The organism is Frankia sp. Hr75.2, from assembly GCF_949319125.1.
Classification (GTDB): domain Bacteria; phylum Actinomycetota; class Actinomycetes; order Frankiales; family Frankiaceae; genus Parafrankia; species Parafrankia soli.
On sequence record NZ_CASGGV010000284.1, the window covers coordinates 1 to 17,782 of the forward strand.

Annotated in this window: 11 protein-coding genes and 1 pseudogene; 9 read left to right on the forward strand and 3 right to left on the reverse strand. The window is 75.7% G+C overall.

The features are described from left to right. Both AC559T_RS19060 and AC559T_RS19065 read left to right on the forward strand, forming a co-directional pair. Positions 1-616, forward strand: a pseudogene (locus AC559T_RS19060) (hypothetical protein); the annotation flags it as partial. A 21-nt stretch (positions 617-637) separates the two neighbouring features. Next, positions 638-763, forward strand: a complete 126-nt coding sequence (locus tag AC559T_RS19065) for a hypothetical protein (RefSeq protein ID WP_498869606.1) — start codon at positions 638-640, stop codon at positions 761-763. Positions 764-866: 103 nt separating this feature from the next. Here the strand turns inward: AC559T_RS19065 and AC559T_RS19070 are convergent, their stop codons facing one another. Beyond that, positions 867-6,965, reverse strand: coding sequence for a type I polyketide synthase (locus tag AC559T_RS19070; protein WP_498869607.1), 6,099 nt, complete (start codon positions 6,963-6,965; stop codon positions 867-869). A 638-nt stretch (positions 6,966-7,603) separates the two neighbouring features. Here AC559T_RS19070 and AC559T_RS19075 point away from each other — a divergent pair. From AC559T_RS19075 to AC559T_RS19100, 6 genes are all read left to right on the forward strand, one after another. Continuing rightward, positions 7,604-8,134: a hypothetical protein gene (locus tag AC559T_RS19075; RefSeq protein WP_498869608.1), complete on the forward strand. Its 531-nt coding sequence runs from the start codon at positions 7,604-7,606 to the stop codon at positions 8,132-8,134. A 199-nt stretch (positions 8,135-8,333) separates the two neighbouring features. Beyond that, positions 8,334-9,206 (forward strand): vWA domain-containing protein, encoded by an 873-nt coding sequence (locus AC559T_RS19080; RefSeq protein ID WP_020461782.1) that lies wholly within the window; start codon positions 8,334-8,336, stop codon positions 9,204-9,206. A 140-nt stretch (positions 9,207-9,346) separates the two neighbouring features. Beyond that, positions 9,347-10,018, forward strand: a complete 672-nt coding sequence (locus AC559T_RS19085) for a hypothetical protein (RefSeq protein ID WP_498869609.1) — start codon at positions 9,347-9,349, stop codon at positions 10,016-10,018. Positions 10,019-10,044: 26 nt separating this feature from the next. Further along, positions 10,045-11,910, forward strand: coding sequence for a DNA-binding protein (locus tag AC559T_RS19090; RefSeq protein WP_498869610.1), 1,866 nt, complete (start codon positions 10,045-10,047; stop codon positions 11,908-11,910). A gap of 452 nt (positions 11,911-12,362) precedes the next feature. Then, entirely contained in the window at positions 12,363-13,559 is a 1,197-nt protein-coding gene (locus AC559T_RS19095) for an FAD-dependent oxidoreductase (protein WP_112109124.1), read from the forward strand. A 1-nt stretch (position 13,560) separates the two neighbouring features. Then, positions 13,561-13,752 (forward strand): hypothetical protein, encoded by a 192-nt coding sequence (locus AC559T_RS19100; protein ID WP_498869638.1) that lies wholly within the window; start codon positions 13,561-13,563, stop codon positions 13,750-13,752. Here AC559T_RS19100 and AC559T_RS19105 read toward each other — a convergent pair. Beyond that, a complete protein-coding gene (locus tag AC559T_RS19105; RefSeq protein ID WP_071063106.1) occupies positions 13,702-14,979 on the reverse strand; it encodes an MFS transporter in 1,278 nt (425 codons plus the stop codon). The two genes, AC559T_RS19100 and AC559T_RS19105, sit on opposite strands and share 51 nt — an antisense overlap. A gap of 111 nt (positions 14,980-15,090) precedes the next feature. Then, complete coding sequence (locus tag AC559T_RS19110; protein WP_071063107.1) at positions 15,091-15,678, reverse strand: pyridoxamine 5'-phosphate oxidase family protein; 588 nt, start codon at positions 15,676-15,678, stop codon at positions 15,091-15,093. Positions 15,679-16,015: 337 nt separating this feature from the next. Here AC559T_RS19110 and AC559T_RS19115 point away from each other — a divergent pair, with 337 nt between their 5' ends. Then, the gene (locus AC559T_RS19115; RefSeq protein ID WP_498869611.1) at positions 16,016-17,650 is read left to right on the forward strand and encodes a serine/threonine-protein kinase; all 1,635 of its coding nucleotides are present in this window, start codon (positions 16,016-16,018) and stop codon (positions 17,648-17,650) included. Positions 17,651-17,782 lie beyond the last annotated feature (132 nt).

Consider the following 17,782-nt stretch of genomic DNA (forward strand, 5'->3'; position numbering starts at 1 on the left):
GGTCAGCACCAACCTGTTCTTCAACGTCGGCGGAGTCAAGGGTGAGACGAAGGAGCGGCTGGAGGCCGCCTGCGCCCGCGGGAACAGCTCGCTCTACATCACGGGCATAAGCCCCGGGTGGATCAACACGATGGTGACGGCCATGACCGGCGTGTGCCGGGACGTACGGAAGATCTCCATCCTGGAGGCCGCCGACTGCTCCGTCTACGAGTCGAAGGAGACCTGGGAGGCCATGGGCATCTCCCTGACCGGCACCACACCGCAGATCGCCGACATGGCGAAGCTGTGGATGATGCCGGCCGAGGAAGCCGTGCAGCGCATGGCGCACGCCCTGGAATACACGCTCGACAGCGTCGAGTTCTTCCTCGGCTACGCCACCGCCTCCCAGACGGTCGACCTGGGCTACATGACCATCGAGAAGGGCACGAACGCCGCTGTGGAGGTCGGCTGGAACGGCAACCTGAGCGGCAGCACGGTCATCCAGATGAAGTTCCGCTGGTACCTGACCAAGCATCTGAACGAGGACTGGGAGTTCAACGACGACCAGTACCGCGTGGTCATCGACGGGGAGCCGGGGATCGACACCCGGATCCGCTTCATCCCGCCCGAGCACTAGGGCAACCACGAGTGGGACACCATGACCGCCCTGCCCGCGGTCAACGCCGCCTTCAACGTCAAGGCCGCAAGGCCCGGGATCCTGCACCTGACCGACGTCGGCCTGCCCCGCGCGCCAGCCGGGCAATGGCATGCGGCACGGGAGTGAAACCCGGCGGACGGTGTGACGGATGATCCAGGCCGGGGGCCCGACAACACCCCCGGCCTGGACCGGGTTCGGGCTGGCGTGGGGGCATGGGGCTTTGGCGGCGTCAGCGGACAGCCGTCCCGCTGGCGACAGTACGGGCCGGGGACCGGCGTGCGTGGAGGTCGCCGAGCCAGGCGTGGACCGTGCGCGCTGTGGAGCCGGCGTGCTCGTTCATCATCGACTGGTGGTCGCCGGCGGTGTCCCTCGTGTCGAAGGCCAGGTCCCATTCGTCCGCCCAGCCGGTCACCGGGCCCGCGGGGTCCGGGTCGGCCCGCTGTCCCGGCATGCGCTGGACCGCGCGGACGAGGACGATCGGCGCACGCACCGACGTGGGTTTCCATCCTTCGAACAGGTCGAGGTAGGCGCCCTGCGCGGTCACCTGGGACTCGGTCATCAGCGCGAACGCCTGGTCGTTGACGGCGATGCCGCGCAGCTCCTCGGCGATGTCGGCCTCGGGGATCCGGTCGCCGGGCAGCCAGGTGTCGAGCAGGACCACGGCGCTCGGGTGGATGCCGCGTGCCTCCAGCCGCGCCGCGACGGCGTGTGCCAGCCAGCCGCCGGACGAGTAGCCCGCGAGCGCGACCGGTGTGTCGGGGAAGTGCGCGGCCACCGTCTCGGCGTGCAGGTCGACCACGAGATCGGCGGTGGCGGGCAGAAGCTCGCCGTCGCCGAAGCCGGGGTGTGCCAGCGCATGCACGGCGCGGCGGCCGTGCAGGTGCAGGGCGAGCCGGGCGAAGGTGTGCGGCCCGGACGGCGCGACCATCGACGGCAGGCAGACCAGCGCCGGCCCGGCCGGGCCGGACGCGAGGGTGACCGGACGTGGCCGCCTGGCCAGCTCGCTCGGCGCGGTGAACGTCGACCGCAGCTTTGCGGCGGCGCGCAGCACCCCGACCCCTTCGGCGAACTTGCCGTCGGCGCACGCCTGCCGGTAGAGCCCACGGACGCCGACCGGCTCCGCGCCGCCTACGGCGGGGCCGCCGGCGGCACTGGCACTGGTCGAGGTCCAGCCGGTCCCGGTTCGGGTGCCGCTCCCGACCGCGCCGACCGCGCCGACCGCGCCGACGCCGGCGCCGGTGGCGCCGGGCGCGGGCCGGCTGGCGAGCAGGGCGTGGAGGTGGTCGGCGAGGTCGGCGACGGTGGGGTGCTCGAAGACCGCGGCGGTGGCGAGCGCGACCCCGGTCGCACCCGCCAGCCGGCGGCTGAGCTGCACGGAGGCCAGCGAGTCGAAGCCCAGTTCGAGGAAGCGGCGTCCCGTCTCGACCTCGTCGGCCTCACGGTGGCCCAGCACCGCCGCGGCCTCGGCCCGGACGAGCTCGCGCAGCGCCCGGCCCCGCTCCGCCGCGGGCAGCGCCGCGAGATCATCACCCGGCTCCGCGCCATCACCGCGCGGCGCCCCGGTGAGATCCGCGGGCTGCGTTCCGGCGGCGGCCGGGGAGGCGGCTTCGTCGGCGGTGGCGCGTAGCTCGTCGAACAGGCGTGAGGGCCGGGCGGCGGTGTAGGCGGGCAGGAACCGCGCCCAGTCGACATCGGCGACGGTGACCGGGCCGGGACGTCCGGTGCCAACCGCCTGGGCCAGGGCATCGATGGCCCGGTCGGGGGTGAGCGGGTTCAGGCCGCGGCGGTGCAGGTAGTCACGGCGGGCCGGCTCGGCGCCCATGCCGGCCTCGGCCCACGGGCCGAACGCGACCGAGGTGGCCGGGTGCCCGCTGGCGTGCCGGAACGCGGCCAGCGCGTCGAGGTAGGCGTTCGCCGCGCTGTACGGGGCCTGGCCGCCGCTGCCCCAGGTCGCCGAGACCGACGACAGGAACACGAGCGGGATGGTCCCAGCGGCCTCGTGCAGGAGCTCGGCGGCGCCGGCCTTGGGCGCGAGCACGGCCGCGATCTGGCCCAGGTCGAGCTCGGGCAGCGCGGCCATGGGGCCGTCGACGCCCGCGGCGTGGACGATCGCGGTGAGCGGGGCCTCGGGATCGGCGGCGAGCTCGCGGACGAGCGCGGCCAGCTGACCCGTGCCCGTGCCCGTGCCCGTGCCCGTGCCGGCGGCCGCGGCGGTGCCCGCGTCGGCGGCGGAGGCGTCGCAGCGACGGACGACGGCCTGGACGCCGAGGGCGGTCAGCTCGGCGCACAGCTCGGCCGCCCCGGGCGCGTCCGGGCCGCGGCGGCTGGCCAGGATCAGCCGGCGGGCTCCGTCGCGGGCGAGACGGCGGGCGATCCGGGTGCCGAGGGCGCCGGTGCCTCCGGTGATGAGCACAACCGCTCCGCGGACGTCCCACGGTGCGGTGGTGACGGGCGTGGTCTCCCGGACCAGGCGAGGTACCAGCAGCCCCGCCGGGCGGGCGGCGAACTGGTCCTCGCCGTCCGGTGCGGTCAGTGCGGCGCCGAGCCAGCCGAGCGTGGTGTCGTCCAGCTCGGCGGGGATGTCGACGAGACCGCCCCAGGCACCTGGCCGCTCGAGGGCGAGGGACCGCCCCAGCCCCCAGAGTAGCGCCCCGGCCGGATCCAGAATCCGGTCGCTGGCCGCCGTCGCGGCTGCGGCCCCGGTCCGGACGGCGCCACGGGTGAGCGTCCACAGCGGCGCGTCCAGCTCGATGTCGTGCAGGGCCTGCGCGAGCGCGCAGGTGAGGGCGAAACCGGTCGTGAGCGCGGGGTGGTCGGGGTGGCGCGTCGTGTCGAGGCCGAGCAGTGACAGCACGCCGCCCCGGCCCGCGATCGCACCGGGCCGGCCGAGGGCGCGCAGGCGGGCGGCGAGGCGGGCCCGGTCGGCGTCCTCGTGGCGCAGTGGCACGCGGAGCACGGTGCCGCCGAGGCGCTCGACGATCCACGAGACGCGGGAGATCTCCTCGTCGGTGACGCCCGCGGGCGGGAGCGGCAGGAGCCAGCGGCCCGTGAGCGGCGGCGGGGTGCCGTCCGTCCCGGGCAGGGCGCCGGTGCTGGGGACGGGCCGGGAGCGCCAGCTGATGCGGTAGCGCCACCCGTCCGGGCCGGGCGCGCCGGGCGGGGCGGATCGGCGGATCGGGTCCGTCCAGTGGTGGCGGCGCTGGAACGGGTAGGTGGGCAGGTGGCGGTGGGCGGGCCGGCGGCTGGCGGCGTGCGGGTTGTTGGCCGCCCGCCACGCGATCGGGGTGCCGTGCGTGTGCAGCTCGGCGAGGCCGATGTGCAGAGCGGTGGTCTCGGGCTGCCCGCGGCGTGCCGCGGTGACCACGCGGGCGTCGCCGAGGTACGGCGTCAGCGTGGGCTTCGGCCCGATCTCCAGGTAGGTGGTGATGTTCTCGGCGTCGGCGCGGGTGACGGCCTGGTGGAACCGGACGGTTTCGCGGATGTGGCGGACCCAGTACGCCGGGTCGGTGAGGTCGACCGGGGCATCCGGGTCGGTGCTCAGACGTCCGGTGAGGGCGGAGGCGATCGGGACGGCGGGCGGGCGGTGGGCGAGCGTGCGGGCGACGGCGGCGAAGCGGTCGAGGACGGGATCCATGTGCGCGGAGTGGAAGGCGTGACTGACGGCGAGGCCGCGGGTCGGGCGCCCCTGCTCGGCCCAGTGCGCCGCGAGCGCGCCGACGGCGTCGTAGTCACCGGCCACGACGACGGCGGTGGGGCCGTTGACGGCGGCGATGTCGACCCGGCCCCCGTACTCGTCGAGGCACCGACGGACCTCGTCCTCGGTCGCGCCGACGGCGGCCATGGCGCCGGGCACACAGCTCTGCATGAGACGGCCGCGGGCGGCGACCAGCGCGGCCGTGTCGGACAGGGTCCAGACGCCGGCGACGTGCGCCGCGGTGAGCTCGCCCACGGAGTGGCCGAGCAGCAGGTGCGGGGTGACCCCGAAGCTCTCCAACAGCCGGAACAGGGCGCTCTGGTAGGCGAAGAGCGCGCACTGGGTGTACAGCGTCTGGTCCAGCAGGACGGCGGGCGGGGTGTCCGGGGCGGCGAACATGACGTCGCGCAGCGGCTCGTCGAGATGCGGCTCGAAGCGGTCGCACGCGGCGTCGAGCGCGCGGGCGAAGGCCGGGTAGGAGGCGTGCAGCCGCCGTCCCATGCCGTGGAGCTGGCTGCCCTGGCCGGTGAACACCATCGCGATCCGGGCGCCGGCGAGGTCCGCGGGGGTGCTGCCGCGGATGAGAGCGGGCGCCGCCCGCCCGGCGGCCAGCGTGGTCAGCGCCCGAACCAGGTGGGACGCCCGTTCCGTCGGCGGCCCGTCCAGGACGACGGCGGCGCGCGTGGGGAACTGGGCACGCGCGCCCAGGGTGTGGGCGGCGTCGTCGACGGTGACGTCCGGATGGCCGGCGAGGTGGTCGGCGAGGCGGGCGGCGTGCGCGCGCAGCGCCTCGTCACCGCGGGCGGAGAGGATCACCGTCGTGGGCAGGTTGGCCGCCCGCTCGGGAGTGTCCCCGCCGCGGACGGCGTCCCGGTCCTCGGCGGCGCCGGTGGGCGCGGCGGTAGGCGTGGCCTGCGCGGGGATGCGGGCCGGGCCGGGGGGCTCCTCGAGGATGAGGTGGGCGTTGGTGCCCGAGACGCCGAAGGCGGAGACGGCGGCGCGGCGCGGCCGTGCGGTGGCGGGCCACGCCGTGGGCTGTGTCAGGAGGGTGAGGGCGCCGGTCGCCCAGTCCACGTGGGGGGTGGGGACGGTGATGTGCAGGCTGGCGGGCAGCGTCTCGTGGCGCAGTGCCTCGATCATCTTGATCATGCCGGCGGTGCCCGCGGCGGCCTGGGCATGGCCGATGTTGGACTTGAGGGAGCCCAGGTACAGCGGCCGGTCCGGGGACCGGCCGGCGCCGTAGGTAGCGAGCAGCGCGCGGGCCTCGATGGGGTCGCCGAGCGGGGTGCCGGTGCCGTGCGCCTCGACCGCGTCGACGTCGCCGGCGCGCAGGCCGGCGTTGGCCAGGGCCTGCTGGATGAGCCGCTGCTGGGACAGGCCGTTGGGGGCGGTCAGGCCGTTGCTGGCGCCGTCCTGGTTCACGGCGCTGCCCGCGACGACGGCCAGCACCGGCAGCTGCCGCGCGCGGGCGTGGGAGAGCCGGGTGAGGACGACCACGGTGGCGCCCTCGGCCCATCCGGTGCCGTCGGCGTCGGCGGAGAACGCCTTGCACCGGCCGTCGGGCGCCAGCCCGCGCTTGCGGCTGAACTCCATCAGCATGGACGGCGTGCTCATCACGGTGACGCCGCCGGCGAGGGCGAGGTCGCACTCCCCGGCGTACAGGGCCGCGGTCGCCAGGTGGACGGCGACGAGCGAGGCGGAGCACTGGGTGTCCACCGTCAGCGCGGGGCCCTCGAAGCCGAAGGTGTAGGAGACCCGGCCGGCGACCACGCCCAGCGCGTTGCCGGTCAGCAGGTGACCCTGCAGTTCGGCGGGGGCGTCGTGCCAGGGCGGGCCGTAGTCCTGCAGGGAGACACCGGTGAACACCCCGGTGCGGCTGCCGCGCAGCCGGTGCGGGTCGATGCCCGCGTGCTCGAACGCCTCCCAGGACACCTCGAGCATGAGCCGTTGCTGCGGGTCCATCGCGGTGGCCTCGCGGGGTCCGATCCCGAAGAAGCCGGCGTCGAACAGGCCGACCCCGGGGAGGAAGCCGCCCTGGCGGGTGTAGGCGGTGCCCGGGTGCTCGGGGTCCGGGTGGTACAGGCCGTCCAGGTCCCAGCCGCGGTCCGTCGGCAGGCCGGCGATGACGTCACGGCCCTGCGCCACCAGCTCCCACAGGGCCTCCGGCGAGTCGGCGCCGGGCAGCCGGCAGCCCATGCCCACCACGACCACGGGATCGGCGCCGCGCCCGCCCCCCTCTGCCGGTGCGGCCGGCGTGGGCGCGGGCACGGTGTCGGCTGCCTCCTCGCGCACGCCCAGGATCTCGGCGTGCAGGAACGAGGCCACCGCCTTCGGTGTGGGGCGCTCGAAGAGCACCGTCGCCGGCAGCCGCACCCCGGTCGCCGCGGTGAGCTTCGCCCGCAGGACGTCCGCGATGCGCCGGTAGACCCCCAGCGCGCGCCAGGGGGCACCGCGGTCGACGCCCGCCGAGCCGCCGTGGCTGCCGGTGACCACGACCACGTGGTCGACGACGAGGTCGAGCAGCGCCTCGATCTGGGCGGGTGGCGACAGCTCGGCGAGCCGGGCCCGCCACGCGTCGCGGGCCCGGTCCGCGGTCGCCCCGGAGCGGCCCTGCTCTGGGCGGGTGCTGTCCATCCGAACACTCCTGACGTGCGCAGGCGGGGCGGCTGGGCGCCGCGCCGGGGCGATTTCCCGTGACCTTTTCGGCGGTTCTCGGTCCGTCCGGTGGGGGGAACACGGGCGGGAGAACCGGCTCGGCCCGCGCGCGGAAGTCATCGGGCGGCGCCCGGCGGATATCGGGCCCGGTCGGGACCGCGCACCCGGCCGGCGAAGAAGCCGACGGAGCGACCACGGGCGAATCGTGCCCCACGTCGGGTATGGGCTCAAAATAGGGATGGCGCCATCGGGCTACGCTAAACGGGGTAACGGGCAGTACCCCGACCCCGCGGCGGCGGGTCATTCCACCCCGCGCCCGGGCGCCGAGATGAGGACGTGCGACCCGAACGCGTGAGACGTTCGGGCCATTGGCTGGCACCGACGGATTGTCGATATCACCATCGATCCGTAGTGTCGCTTTCCGCTGACGCCGGGCGTATCTCTGACCGGCGGCGTCCCGCGCCGGCGGCCGCTGGCGGCTGCCGGGCGGTCCCTCGCCGGCCGGCCCGACGCCGGCGGCCGGGGCCGGTGCGGCCGGTGACCGAAGCCGGTGCGGGAGGCCGGTGAGCGAGGCCGGGACATCACCGCCATCGCCCGACAGAGGAGCGAGGACGCGCATGCGAGAGACCACGCCGCCGGGCGCCCCGGCGAGCACGGCGAGCACGGCGAGCACGGCGGGCGACCAGGCGGCCCGGGGCGGCTGGCCGCGCCCGGCCCGGCGGCTGGCCAGGGCCCTCGGGCGCGGCGGTGCCGGGCGCCTCGCCCACCAGCGATCGCGCATCGAGGTGGGGGACGACTGGCGCCGCTGCGGAGCAGGTGACGGCGGCTGTGGCGTGCTGCTGCCCCTGAGCCAGCAGACCTGCCCCCGCTGTGGCCGGACGAACCGCGAGGACCTGGCGCCGCTGAACGTTCGCAGGCTGCTGCCCACCCACGACGCCTACGAGCACGCCCTGGCGGTCCTGCGGGGAGCCCCGCCGGGACGGGACCCGACAGCCGGCGCGGCACCCGACGCGACGCCCCCGACCGACGCGACGGCCCCGGCCGACGAGGGGGCCCCGGCCGACGAGGGGGCCCCGGCAGGTAAGGCGGCCCGCGAGCCGGCGCCGGGCGTGCCGGGATCGACGGACCGCCCCGGAGCACCGCGCTGACCGGTGCTCCGGCGGCGGCGCCGCAGGCCGCGCCGAGCCCGCGGGCACCGCTCCCGCGCCGGCGCGGCCCGTTGTTGTCGGGCAGCCCGGACGAGATTCCGGCGCGCATTCATCAAAAGGTGTTACCGGGCCGGGCGCGGACTGTTGTCGAGCGCCACCGGAGCATCGGAATGGCCAGGCGATATGAAACGATAAGGACATGTACTCCGCCGAGATCAATCGCAAGCAGCCGGCCTGTCTGCTGCTCGTCATCGATCACTCGACGTCGATGGCCGAGACCTGGGCCGGTGGCGCGATGAGCAAGGCAGACCAGCTCGCGCTCGCCGTCAATCGGCTTCTCGGCAACGCCGTGCTGCTCTGCAGTAAAGGTGACGACCGCGTCTACGACTATTTCGAGGTAGGAATTCTGGGCTATGGGCGCGGTGTGTCGCCCGTCCTGTACGGCTCGAGCGCGAGCCGGCCGCTGCTGCCCATCAGCGAGGTCGCGCTGAACCCGAACCGGGTCGACCATGTGCTGCGCCGGATCTCCGACGGCGCCGGTGGCCTGGTCGAGGTGCAGACGCCGATCCCGGCCTGGGTCGACCCGGTCGCGGACGGCTGGACCCCGATGGCAGAGGCGCTGACGACGGCCGCCTGGATCGTCGACGAGTGGTGCCGGGGGCACGCCTCCAGCTTCCCGCCGATCGTGGTCAACGTCACCGACGGTCAGAGCACGGACGGTGACCCGCGGATCGCCGCCGCCCGGGTGCGGGCCGCCGGCACGGCGGACGGCGACGCGCTGCTGTTCAACGCCCACCTGTCGGCCACGGCGCGCAACGCCGTCACCTTTCCCGACGACCGGGCCGATCTGCCCGACGACTTCGCCCGCGCGCTGTTCGACATGTCGAGCGCGCTGCCCCCCACGATGGTGGCGGCGGCCGGCAGCCTGGGATATCCCGCCGGCACGGGCTCGCGGGGATTCCTCTACAACGCCGACGTCACCGCGTTGATCGAGTTCCTCGACATCGGGACCCGCGCGGTCACGCCGACCGGCCTGCGTGACCTCACCGTCGGGCCGCGGTCGGCGGGATGACCCCGCTGCCCGCCACGGCGACGTCCGCGCGCCCGGCGACCGCCTCGCCGGCACCGTCGCAGCCGGCACCGCCGCCCGCGCCGAAACCCACGCCCATGCCCTCGGGAGCGGCCGTTGTTCTGGCGGCTACAGCCCACTCGGTGGCGAGGCTCGGCCGGTCGCCGGCGGAGAACGAGGACAGCTGCGCGATCCGGCCGGAGCTCGGCCGGTTCGCCGTGGCCGACGGGGCGTCGACCTCGGCCCGACCGGAGGTGTGGAGCCGGCTGCTGGTCGACGCCTACGCCCACGACGGGCTCGACCCGCTCGCTCCCGACGTCCTGCGTGCGCTGCGCGAGCGCTGGTGGGCGCAGGTGAGCCGGCCGGGGCTGCCCTGGTTCGCGCGGGCGAAGCTGCAGTCGGGCGCAGACGCGTCTTTCCTCGGGCTTTCCGTCGACGTCGCGAACCAGAGTTGGACAGCGACGTGCGTCGGTGACTCGTGCGTGTTCCACCTACGCGACGGGGAGACGCGCTCGGTGGGCCCGGTCGGGCGGTCCAGCGACTTCACCCGGTTCGCGGAGCTGGTCGGCAGCCACGGCCCGTCCGCCCCGGAGCCGACCCTGCTGACCGGTGAGCTGCGGCCTGGCGACGTGCTCGTCCTCGCCACCGACGCGCTCGCCCGGCTCCTGCTGCACGCGGCCGAGACCCGCGGCCGGATGCCGTCGCCCTGCTGGCTCGCGCAGACCGCCGGCCGGTTCTCCCGCGCCGTCGCCGCCTACCGGCACCACGGGTACCTCGCCGACGACGACACGACGATCTGCGTGGTGCAAGCGTGAGCCCGCGCCGGCCCGAGGGCATGTGAATGAAACTGCCAACCCTGCTCGACTACCAGCAGGCCGTCCAGATCCCGCGGCTGTCCTTCCTGGACGACCAGCTGCGGGAGAGCGTGCCGCGGCTGACCCCGCTGGGCATGCCGGCGGTCGCCACCGGCGGGTTCGCCCTGACCTTCGACGTCAGCCTGGACGGCCGGCGCCACGCCGTGCGCTGTTTCCACCGGCACAGCGACAACCTGGAGCTGCGCTACGCCTGCATCGCCGAGTTCGTCCGCTCGGCCGCGCTGGACTTCCTGGTCGGCGTGGACTACCAGCCGGCCGGGATCCGGGTGCGCGGCCACTGCTGGCCGATCGTGCGGATGGAGTGGATCGACGGCGCGCGGCTCGACGACTGGGTCCAGGAGAACCTGGACCGGCCCGCGCACCTCGACCGGGCCCGGCTCGGCCTGGGCTTCGCCGTCTCCGAGCTGCGCCGCCGCGGTGCCGCGCACGGCGACCTGCAGCACGGCAACATCCTCGTGCTGCCGGACACGTCCGTGCGGCTCGTCGACTACGACGGGATGTACCTGCCGGGGCTGAGCGGGCTCGGCGCCTCCGAGCGGGGCCACCGCAACTACCAGCATCCGGACCGCTCGAACCAGTACGACGTCACGCTCGACCGCTTCGCCGAAGAGGTGATCACGGTGTCGCTCGCCGCCCTCGCCCGGAATCCGGGCCTGTGGCGTGAGTTCAACACCGGCGAGAACCTGATCTTCTCGGCCGCGGACTTCGCCGACCCGTCCGCCTCGGCCCTGTTCGCCCGCCTCGAGCGGATGCCCGGGGTCGCGGCCGCCGCGCGCCGGCTGCGGGACGCCTGCCTGGTCGACTTCCAGGACGTGCCGGCGGTGCTCGACGCCGACGCGCTCGCTCCGTACCGGTCGGGCGCTCCGTACCGGTCGGGCGCGGTGGGCGGGGCCGGCTGCGCCGGGGTGACCGGCCCGGCACTCGCGGCCGGCCCGGCGCCCGCGGGCCGCGCGGCGCCCGCGGACCGTTCAGCGCTTCCGCCGCATCCGGTGCGACCTGTGCGGCCGGCGCGGCCGGCTGGTCCGGTGCCGGTGGGCGGGCACGAGGCGGTGACATGGCACCCGCGTCCGGCCGGCGTCGTGGGTGTGGTCAGCACGGTGAGCGCGGCGCGTTACCTGCGCACCCGGCCGCTGCGGCCGGCCCCGGTGCCCGTCGGTGGGCCCGGGGTGCTCTCCGCCCTCGACCGGGCCGGTCTGCTCGCCCGCCGGGGGGAGGAGATCACCGTCGTCGGTCGGGTCGTCCGGGTCCGGCAGCTGGAACGCACCGGCATGATCACGGTCCTGGAGTTCGGGGACGACCGTGGCGGCGGCTTCAGCGTCGTCGGGTGGGACCGGGTCAGCAGGGAGCTCGTCGCGACCCACGGCGACCCTGCGCGGCTCGCGGGCACCTGGGTGCGGGTGATCGGGCAGTTGGCCGTGGACGACCGGGGGAGCTCGTTTCACGGGCCCACCGCGACGTCGCCGGCGCGGCTCGTTCGGCCGACCGGGCCGAGCTGGTCCAGCCAGTCCAGCGGCTCGGGCCGCGACGGCCGCGACGGCCGGGGGAGCCGCGCCGGCAGCGGGAGCCGGGACAGCCGGGGGGGCCGATCCGACGCTGCCGCCGGGCGGCCGCCCGCGCCCCGGATCGAGCTGCGCAGGGGGAGCCTGCTGCGGGTGCTGACCGAGCGCCAGGCCGAGAGCCTGCTGAACCGGCCCGGGACGGTGCCCGCCGCGCCCGCGACCCGCTCGGCCTACGGATCGGGGCCGGTCCTGCCGCCCCGCCGGCCGATCCCTCCGCCGCCGGTGCCGGGGCCGACGCTGACCCGTTCGCCGGCGTGGCGCGGGTGGAGCTGACGGCACCGCGGGCCCCCCGCGATCGTGGTGCCCCTCGCCCGGACGGGTGGTGTCCGTATAGCCCGGGACTAGTCCCTCCCCGGGACTCGAGAAACCCCTGCCACCAGGGAAAACACACCCCGATCGGCGTACCGCCCGGGGCCTGTCGGGCCCCCCACGAGGCGGTGCCGAGAGCGCTGCGGCGATCTGTTCGCGGGCCGGCCCCGGCCGGCGGCGAATTCCTGATGACGGCCGTCCCTGACCCGACGGCCGTTGCCGCGCAGAGCGGCCCCGCCGCCCTGACCCCCGCGGCGGGGCCGCACCCCCCGCCCGCTCTGACCATCGCGGCGGAGCTGCACCCCCGCCGCTCTGACCCCCGCGGCGGGGCCCTACCCCGCCGCCCTGACCATCGCGGCGGGGCCCCACCCCCGCCCCGTCCGAGTGGTCGCCTATTCGTGCGGATAATTAAGCGCATGGGGATGGCTGGTCGGCAGGCGCTGGTGATCGGTGGGGGCATCGCGGGACCCGCGGCGGCGATAGCGCTTGCCCGGGCCGGCATTCTTCCCACGGTCTTCGAGGCCGACGCCGACCCGGAGTCCGCCGGCAGCCTGCTGCTCGGCGTCGCCCCGAACGGCCTGCGCGGCCTGGAGCTTCTCGGCGTCCAGGGCCTCGACGAGGCCGGGCACCTCTCGGCGGGAAACCATTTCGTCGACGTCCACGGCCGCCACCTCGGCACGATCGAGGCGCCCGCCCGGGTGATCCGCCGCAGCGAGCTGCGGCGGGTGCTGCTGCGGGAGCTCGACCGGCGCGGGATCCCGGTCGTTCCGGCGAGCAGGTTCGACTCGGTCGACGACCGGGGCGAGGCCGGCGTCCGCGCCTACTTCGCCGACGGCTCCAGCGCCGTGGGTGACTTCCTGCTCGGCTGCGACGGCCTGCGCTCCCGGGTGCGCCGCCACGTCGCGCCCGAGACGCCCTGGCCGACCTTCGCCGGCCTGGTGACCGTCGGCGGGTTCGCGGACCGCGTCGGCCGCTCGTACAAGACCGGCATGCTCGAGTTCACCATCGTCGGCACCGGGACGTTCATCCACTACGGCACGGCGGGCGGTGAGGTGATGTGGGCGATGTCGATGGTGTCCACCGACCCGTGGCCCTCACCGCGCACCGACGCCGGTCAGGAGCAGGTGCGACGCCGGCTGCTCACCCAGCTCGAGCACGCCCCCGCCCACCTGCGGTCGGTCGTGGACGCGACCGACCGGCTCGAGCGGCTCCCGCTGTCGGTCCTGGAGCCGGTCGGGACCTGGTACCGCCGCAACGTCTGCCTGCTCGGGGACGCCGCCCACGCCATGCTCCCGCACGCCGGCCAGGGGGCGTCCATGGCGATCGAGGACGCGATCGTGCTCGGCCGCTGCCTGCGCGACGCCCCGACGGCCCCCATCGGCTTCGCCGCCTACCGGGCGGCCCGCGCCGAGCGGGTGGCGCACGTCCACCGGCTGGCCCGACGCAACCGGCCGCGCACCCCGCCGCCGAACGCCCCCGCCCGCTGGATGCGCGACCACATCGTCCCGGTGGCGATGAAGGTCGGCCTGCGCCAGATGGCCGCCATGTACGACTACCGGATCGCCTGGGACGAGCCGTCCCCCGGCCGCGACCCGCTCTCAACCGTCTTCTGACATCCAGCCACCCGCCGTCTACTCGATCATCGCGTTGCGGCTGCTCGGCTACGACCTGGACCATCCGGTGATCAGGACGACCCTGGAGACACTCGACGCCTACACCGTGACGCTCCCCGACGAGCGGGCCCGCGGGCGGCCGTCAACGCGGTCGGTCGGTGCCCCTGGTGAACAGGGCGACGCACAGGACTAGCAGCGGGCCGCAGACCAGCAGCCCGGCCTCGGGCCCGACGAGGGTCCACAGCCCGCCGGCGGTGATCGTCGCGACGACCCGGCCGGCGCTCTGCAGCCCGGACAGCGCGCCGAACACGGCCCGGTGCGTCTCCGGCGGGGTGAGCCGCCCGGCGCCGGTGTACTCGGCGGCGTCGACCGCGCCCGCGGCCGTCCCGGCGAGCAGGAAACAGACCGTCATCGCGGTCAGGTCACCCTCGCCGGCGAAGGCGAAGCCGGCGTAGGCGCCGAGCAGGAAGGCCGCGCCGGTCGCGATCACCCGACCGGCCCCGAACCGGTCGGCGAGCCGGCCGCCCCACACCGCCGCGGCGGCCGAGGACAGGTGGAACAGGCCGTAGAGCACGGCGACCACCTGGAGCTGGCTGAGCCGTCCGGAGCCGTCGGGCAGCAACTTGCTGGCGCGCAGCAGCAGGAGCACGGCCGCGATGTTGGACGCCTCGTAGCAGGTGATGCCGAGGGCGAGCCGGCGCAGCGGCGGCTGGCGCAGCAGCGAGAGCTGGGGTCGGGTCTGGGCTGGGATGCCGTGGTCGAGCGTGTCCCGCCCGCGCAGGGTGCCGTGCGCGCTCACGGCGACCGCGGCGACCACCGGGACCAGCGCGAGCAGGATCACCGTCCGCACCTCGACGAACGCCAGCAGCAGCGCCGCCGCGAGCGCGCCGAAGGCGGCGCCGAGGGCCCCCACCGAGCGCTCGAGGCCGAGCCGGGCACCGAGCTCGCGCGGCGCGGAGGTCGAGCTCGCCACCTCCAGCAGCGGCGGGGTACCCAGGCCGCGTGCCACCCACGACCCCGACCGGCACGCCCCGGCCTGCCAGACGGCGTTGCTTCCGGCCAGGAAGGCGGCGGCCAGCGCCAGCCCGGCGTTCCCGGCGACGGTGAACGGCCCGCGCAGCCCGGGCCGGCGGTCGGCGAGCTTCGTCGCGCCGGCACGGGCCGCGCTGCCGCCGGCACGCCCCGCCGCCTCGATCCCGGCGAGCGCGATCGGCGCGGCTCCCAGCGTCCCGGCGATGAACGGTGCGACCACCGCCGTCGTGCTCTCCAGCCCGACGGCGGAGAACAGCAGCGGCAGCCGGGCATGGGTGAGCGAGGCTGCCCGCCCGCCGGCCGGGGCGACGGGCGGGGCCGTCGCGGGGGAGGCGGGAGACCCGTCGTCTGCGCGGCCTCGCGGCGCGGCGGGAGGCGAAACCGACACGCCGGGATCGTACGGTGCTTTCCGTTCGCAGGTGACAGGACCTGCGATGTCGCCGCAGGCCGGGCAGGCACGGGCCGGCTCAGCCGGTGGCTCGGTCGGTAGGAGAGCGGCTCAGCCGGTGCGGGGCGGCAGGGGGAGCGGGAGGGCGGGCAGGCCGTCGATGCTCGCGCCGTTGTACGGGGCCCGATCGCAGTAGGCGCCGAACTCGGGGTCCGTCCTGCGGTCGAAGTACTGGGCGTGCAGCGGGCGCTCGTCCCGGTAGTCCATGAAGGGGACGGCGTAGCCGCAGCTGTCGCTGATCCGCCGCGCGGAGATCAGGATGACCGCCCGAAGCCCGCCCGCGGCCGCCTGGCCGGGCGGGAAGCGGGCGATCAGCTCCGGCCACCGCGGGTCGTCGCGGAACACCGGCTCACCGGTCCCGTGCACCCGGACGATCTTCGGTGGCCCGTCGAAGGCGCACCACATGAGGGTGATCCGGCCGTTCTCGCGCAGGTGCGCGATCGTCTCCGCGTGGCTGCCGCCGAAGTCGAGGTAGGCGACCGTCCGCTCGTCGAGCACGGTGAGCGAGCCGTCGCGGCCCTTCGGCGAGAGGTTGACGTGGCCGTCGGCGGAGAGCGGCGCCGACGCCACGAAGAAGATCTTCTGATCCTCGATGAACGACCGCAGTCGGTCGTCGATCCGGTCATAGGTGCGCCCCATTCCCGGAGTATCCGCGACCGGACGGCCCGCCCACCGGCCTTCGGCGCCGGTGCCCGGAACCCGGTCCTGAACCCGACTCCGAACCTGGCTCGGGGCCGTTCGGGTGGCTGCGCTGATGTGGCGCGTGGGTAGCCGGGTGGTCACCGCGTATCTACCTGTGGACGGGCTCGAGCCCGGTGGTCGCCGTGCGCGCGGCGGTGGGCCGCCAACCGGGTGCCGAGCCCGTCGGGCACGTCCGCCCGATGCCCGATGTCCGATGTCCGATCACGAGTGATCCGGTGGTGACCGTGAACCCGTCCGACGCAGCGGCCCAGGAACCTGGCGGTCGGAGGAGCTGGTGGCGTTGAAGCCGCTGCGGGCCGGTGACCCGCTCGTCGTGGGGCCCTACCGGCTGGCGGCCCGGCTGGGCAGCGGCGGCATGGGCGTCGTGTACCTCGGCGTGGACGGCGCCGGTTGCCAGGCCGCCGTCAAGGTGCTGCGCGACGAGTACCTCGACGACGAGGGCTTCCGCCGCCGGTTCACCCGGGAGGCCGCCGCGATCGCCGTCATCGACAGCCCGCGGGTCGCCCGCCTCCTGGACGCCGAACCGGCCGGTGACCCGCCGTGGATCGCCACCGAATACGTCTACGGCCCCACCCTGCTCGGCGCCGTCACGGCGGACGGCCCCGCCGGGCAGGAGGCCCTGCGCACCCTCGCGACCGGTCTCGCCGAGGCGCTGCGCGCGATCCACGACGTCGACGTGGTGCACCGCGACCTCAAGCCCAGCAACGTCATCCTCGCCGCGGACGGCCCGAAGGTGATCGACTTCGGCATCGCCGCGGGCCTGCCGGGGACGATGACGGCCTCCGGTGTGGTGCTGGGCAGCGTCGGCTACATGGCGCCCGAGCTGATCGCCGGTGACAACCGGCCGGGCCCGGCCGCCGACGTCTTCGGCTGGGCGCTGACGGTCGCGTTCGCGGCGACCGGGCGGGCGCCGTTCGGTGACGGGCCGCTGCAGGCGCTCGTGCTGCGTACGGTGCAGGGAGACGCCGACATCGACGGCGTCCCCGCCGACCTGCGCCCGGTGGTGACCACGGCGCTGCGCAAGCGGCCGGAGCTGCGCCCGGGTGCGGCGGACCTGCTGCGCTGGCTGGTCTCCGGTGACGTGCCGGCCGGCATCGACCCGCGAGCGGACGCCGACCGGGTCCTCGAGGTCGTCACGGGCCCGGACGCTCCGACGGGTGCGGGAGCTCCGACGGGCGGGGACGCTCCGGCCAGCGGAGGTGCCGCCGGGGACGGCGCGCAGGGCCGGCCGGGTCTGCGTCGTCGGGTGCCGGCGGCGGGCCGCCGACTGGTTCCGGCCGCCGGGGTCGTCGCGATCGTCGCCGCGGCGGCCGGGATGAACGTCGTCCCGGGGGACGCGCTGACCGCCGCGCGGTCCAGCCGGGCCGAGCAGGCGGCGCTGCCCGTGGTGAGTGCGGCCGGGGCCGGCCCGGCGGCGGGGTCGCCCGCGACGCGCGACGGGCGGGACCGGGTGGCCGTGCCGATGGACCCGCCACCCCCGCCCCCGCCCGTCGAGCCGCCCGCGGTGGCCGTCACCGGAGCCATCGGTGGAGTCACCGCCGCGGCCGGTCGTCCGGCGCCGGCCCCCGTGCGGCGCGCGTGGGCCGGGCACCCGGCGGCCGCGGGCGCCGGGACCGCGGCGGAGTCGGCGCTGGCCGGCTTCGCCGGCCTCGACCGGCTGCTCGCCCCGTGGCGGCCGACAGTGGGGGAGGTGGCGACCCCCCGGGTGCCGGACCTGCCGGACCTGCCCGACGTGTCGGGGGTGTCCGTCGAGGTCCCGGGAGCGCGGCCGGTCCTGGTGCTCTCCCGCCGCCTGCCCGATGTCTTCTCCCGGACACCCGTGCCGTCGGTGGAACTGCTCCGGACGCTGTCCTGGATGCGGTCGGAGCCGCGGGAACGTGCTGGTCGGGGCACCTCGCGGGGGCATTGACCCGGCTGCGTCGACATACCGGCCCGCATACCGGCCGCCGGCACGACAAATCGTTTCCCCATGCCAGGGGGCGGGGCCGTCCCAGGCGAGTCCCGCCAGATGTCGGCTTGCTCCGTGCGCGGCCTGTTCTGC

Coding starts and splice junctions, on each gene's coding strand:
- AC559T_RS19065 (WP_498869606.1), top strand. CDS start 638: ATGACCGCCCTGCCCGCGGTCAACGCCGCCTTCAACGTCAAGGCCGCA.
- AC559T_RS19070 (WP_498869607.1), bottom strand. CDS start 6,965: ATGGACAGCACCCGCCCAGAGCAGGGCCGCTCCGGGGCGACCGCGGAC.
- AC559T_RS19075 (WP_498869608.1), top strand. CDS start 7,604: ATGCGAGAGACCACGCCGCCGGGCGCCCCGGCGAGCACGGCGAGCACG.
- AC559T_RS19080 (WP_020461782.1), top strand. CDS start 8,334: ATGTACTCCGCCGAGATCAATCGCAAGCAGCCGGCCTGTCTGCTGCTC.
- AC559T_RS19090 (WP_498869610.1), top strand. CDS start 10,045: ATGAAACTGCCAACCCTGCTCGACTACCAGCAGGCCGTCCAGATCCCG.
- AC559T_RS19095 (WP_112109124.1), top strand. CDS start 12,363: ATGGGGATGGCTGGTCGGCAGGCGCTGGTGATCGGTGGGGGCATCGCG.
- AC559T_RS19110 (WP_071063107.1), bottom strand. CDS start 15,678: ATGGGGCGCACCTATGACCGGATCGACGACCGACTGCGGTCGTTCATC.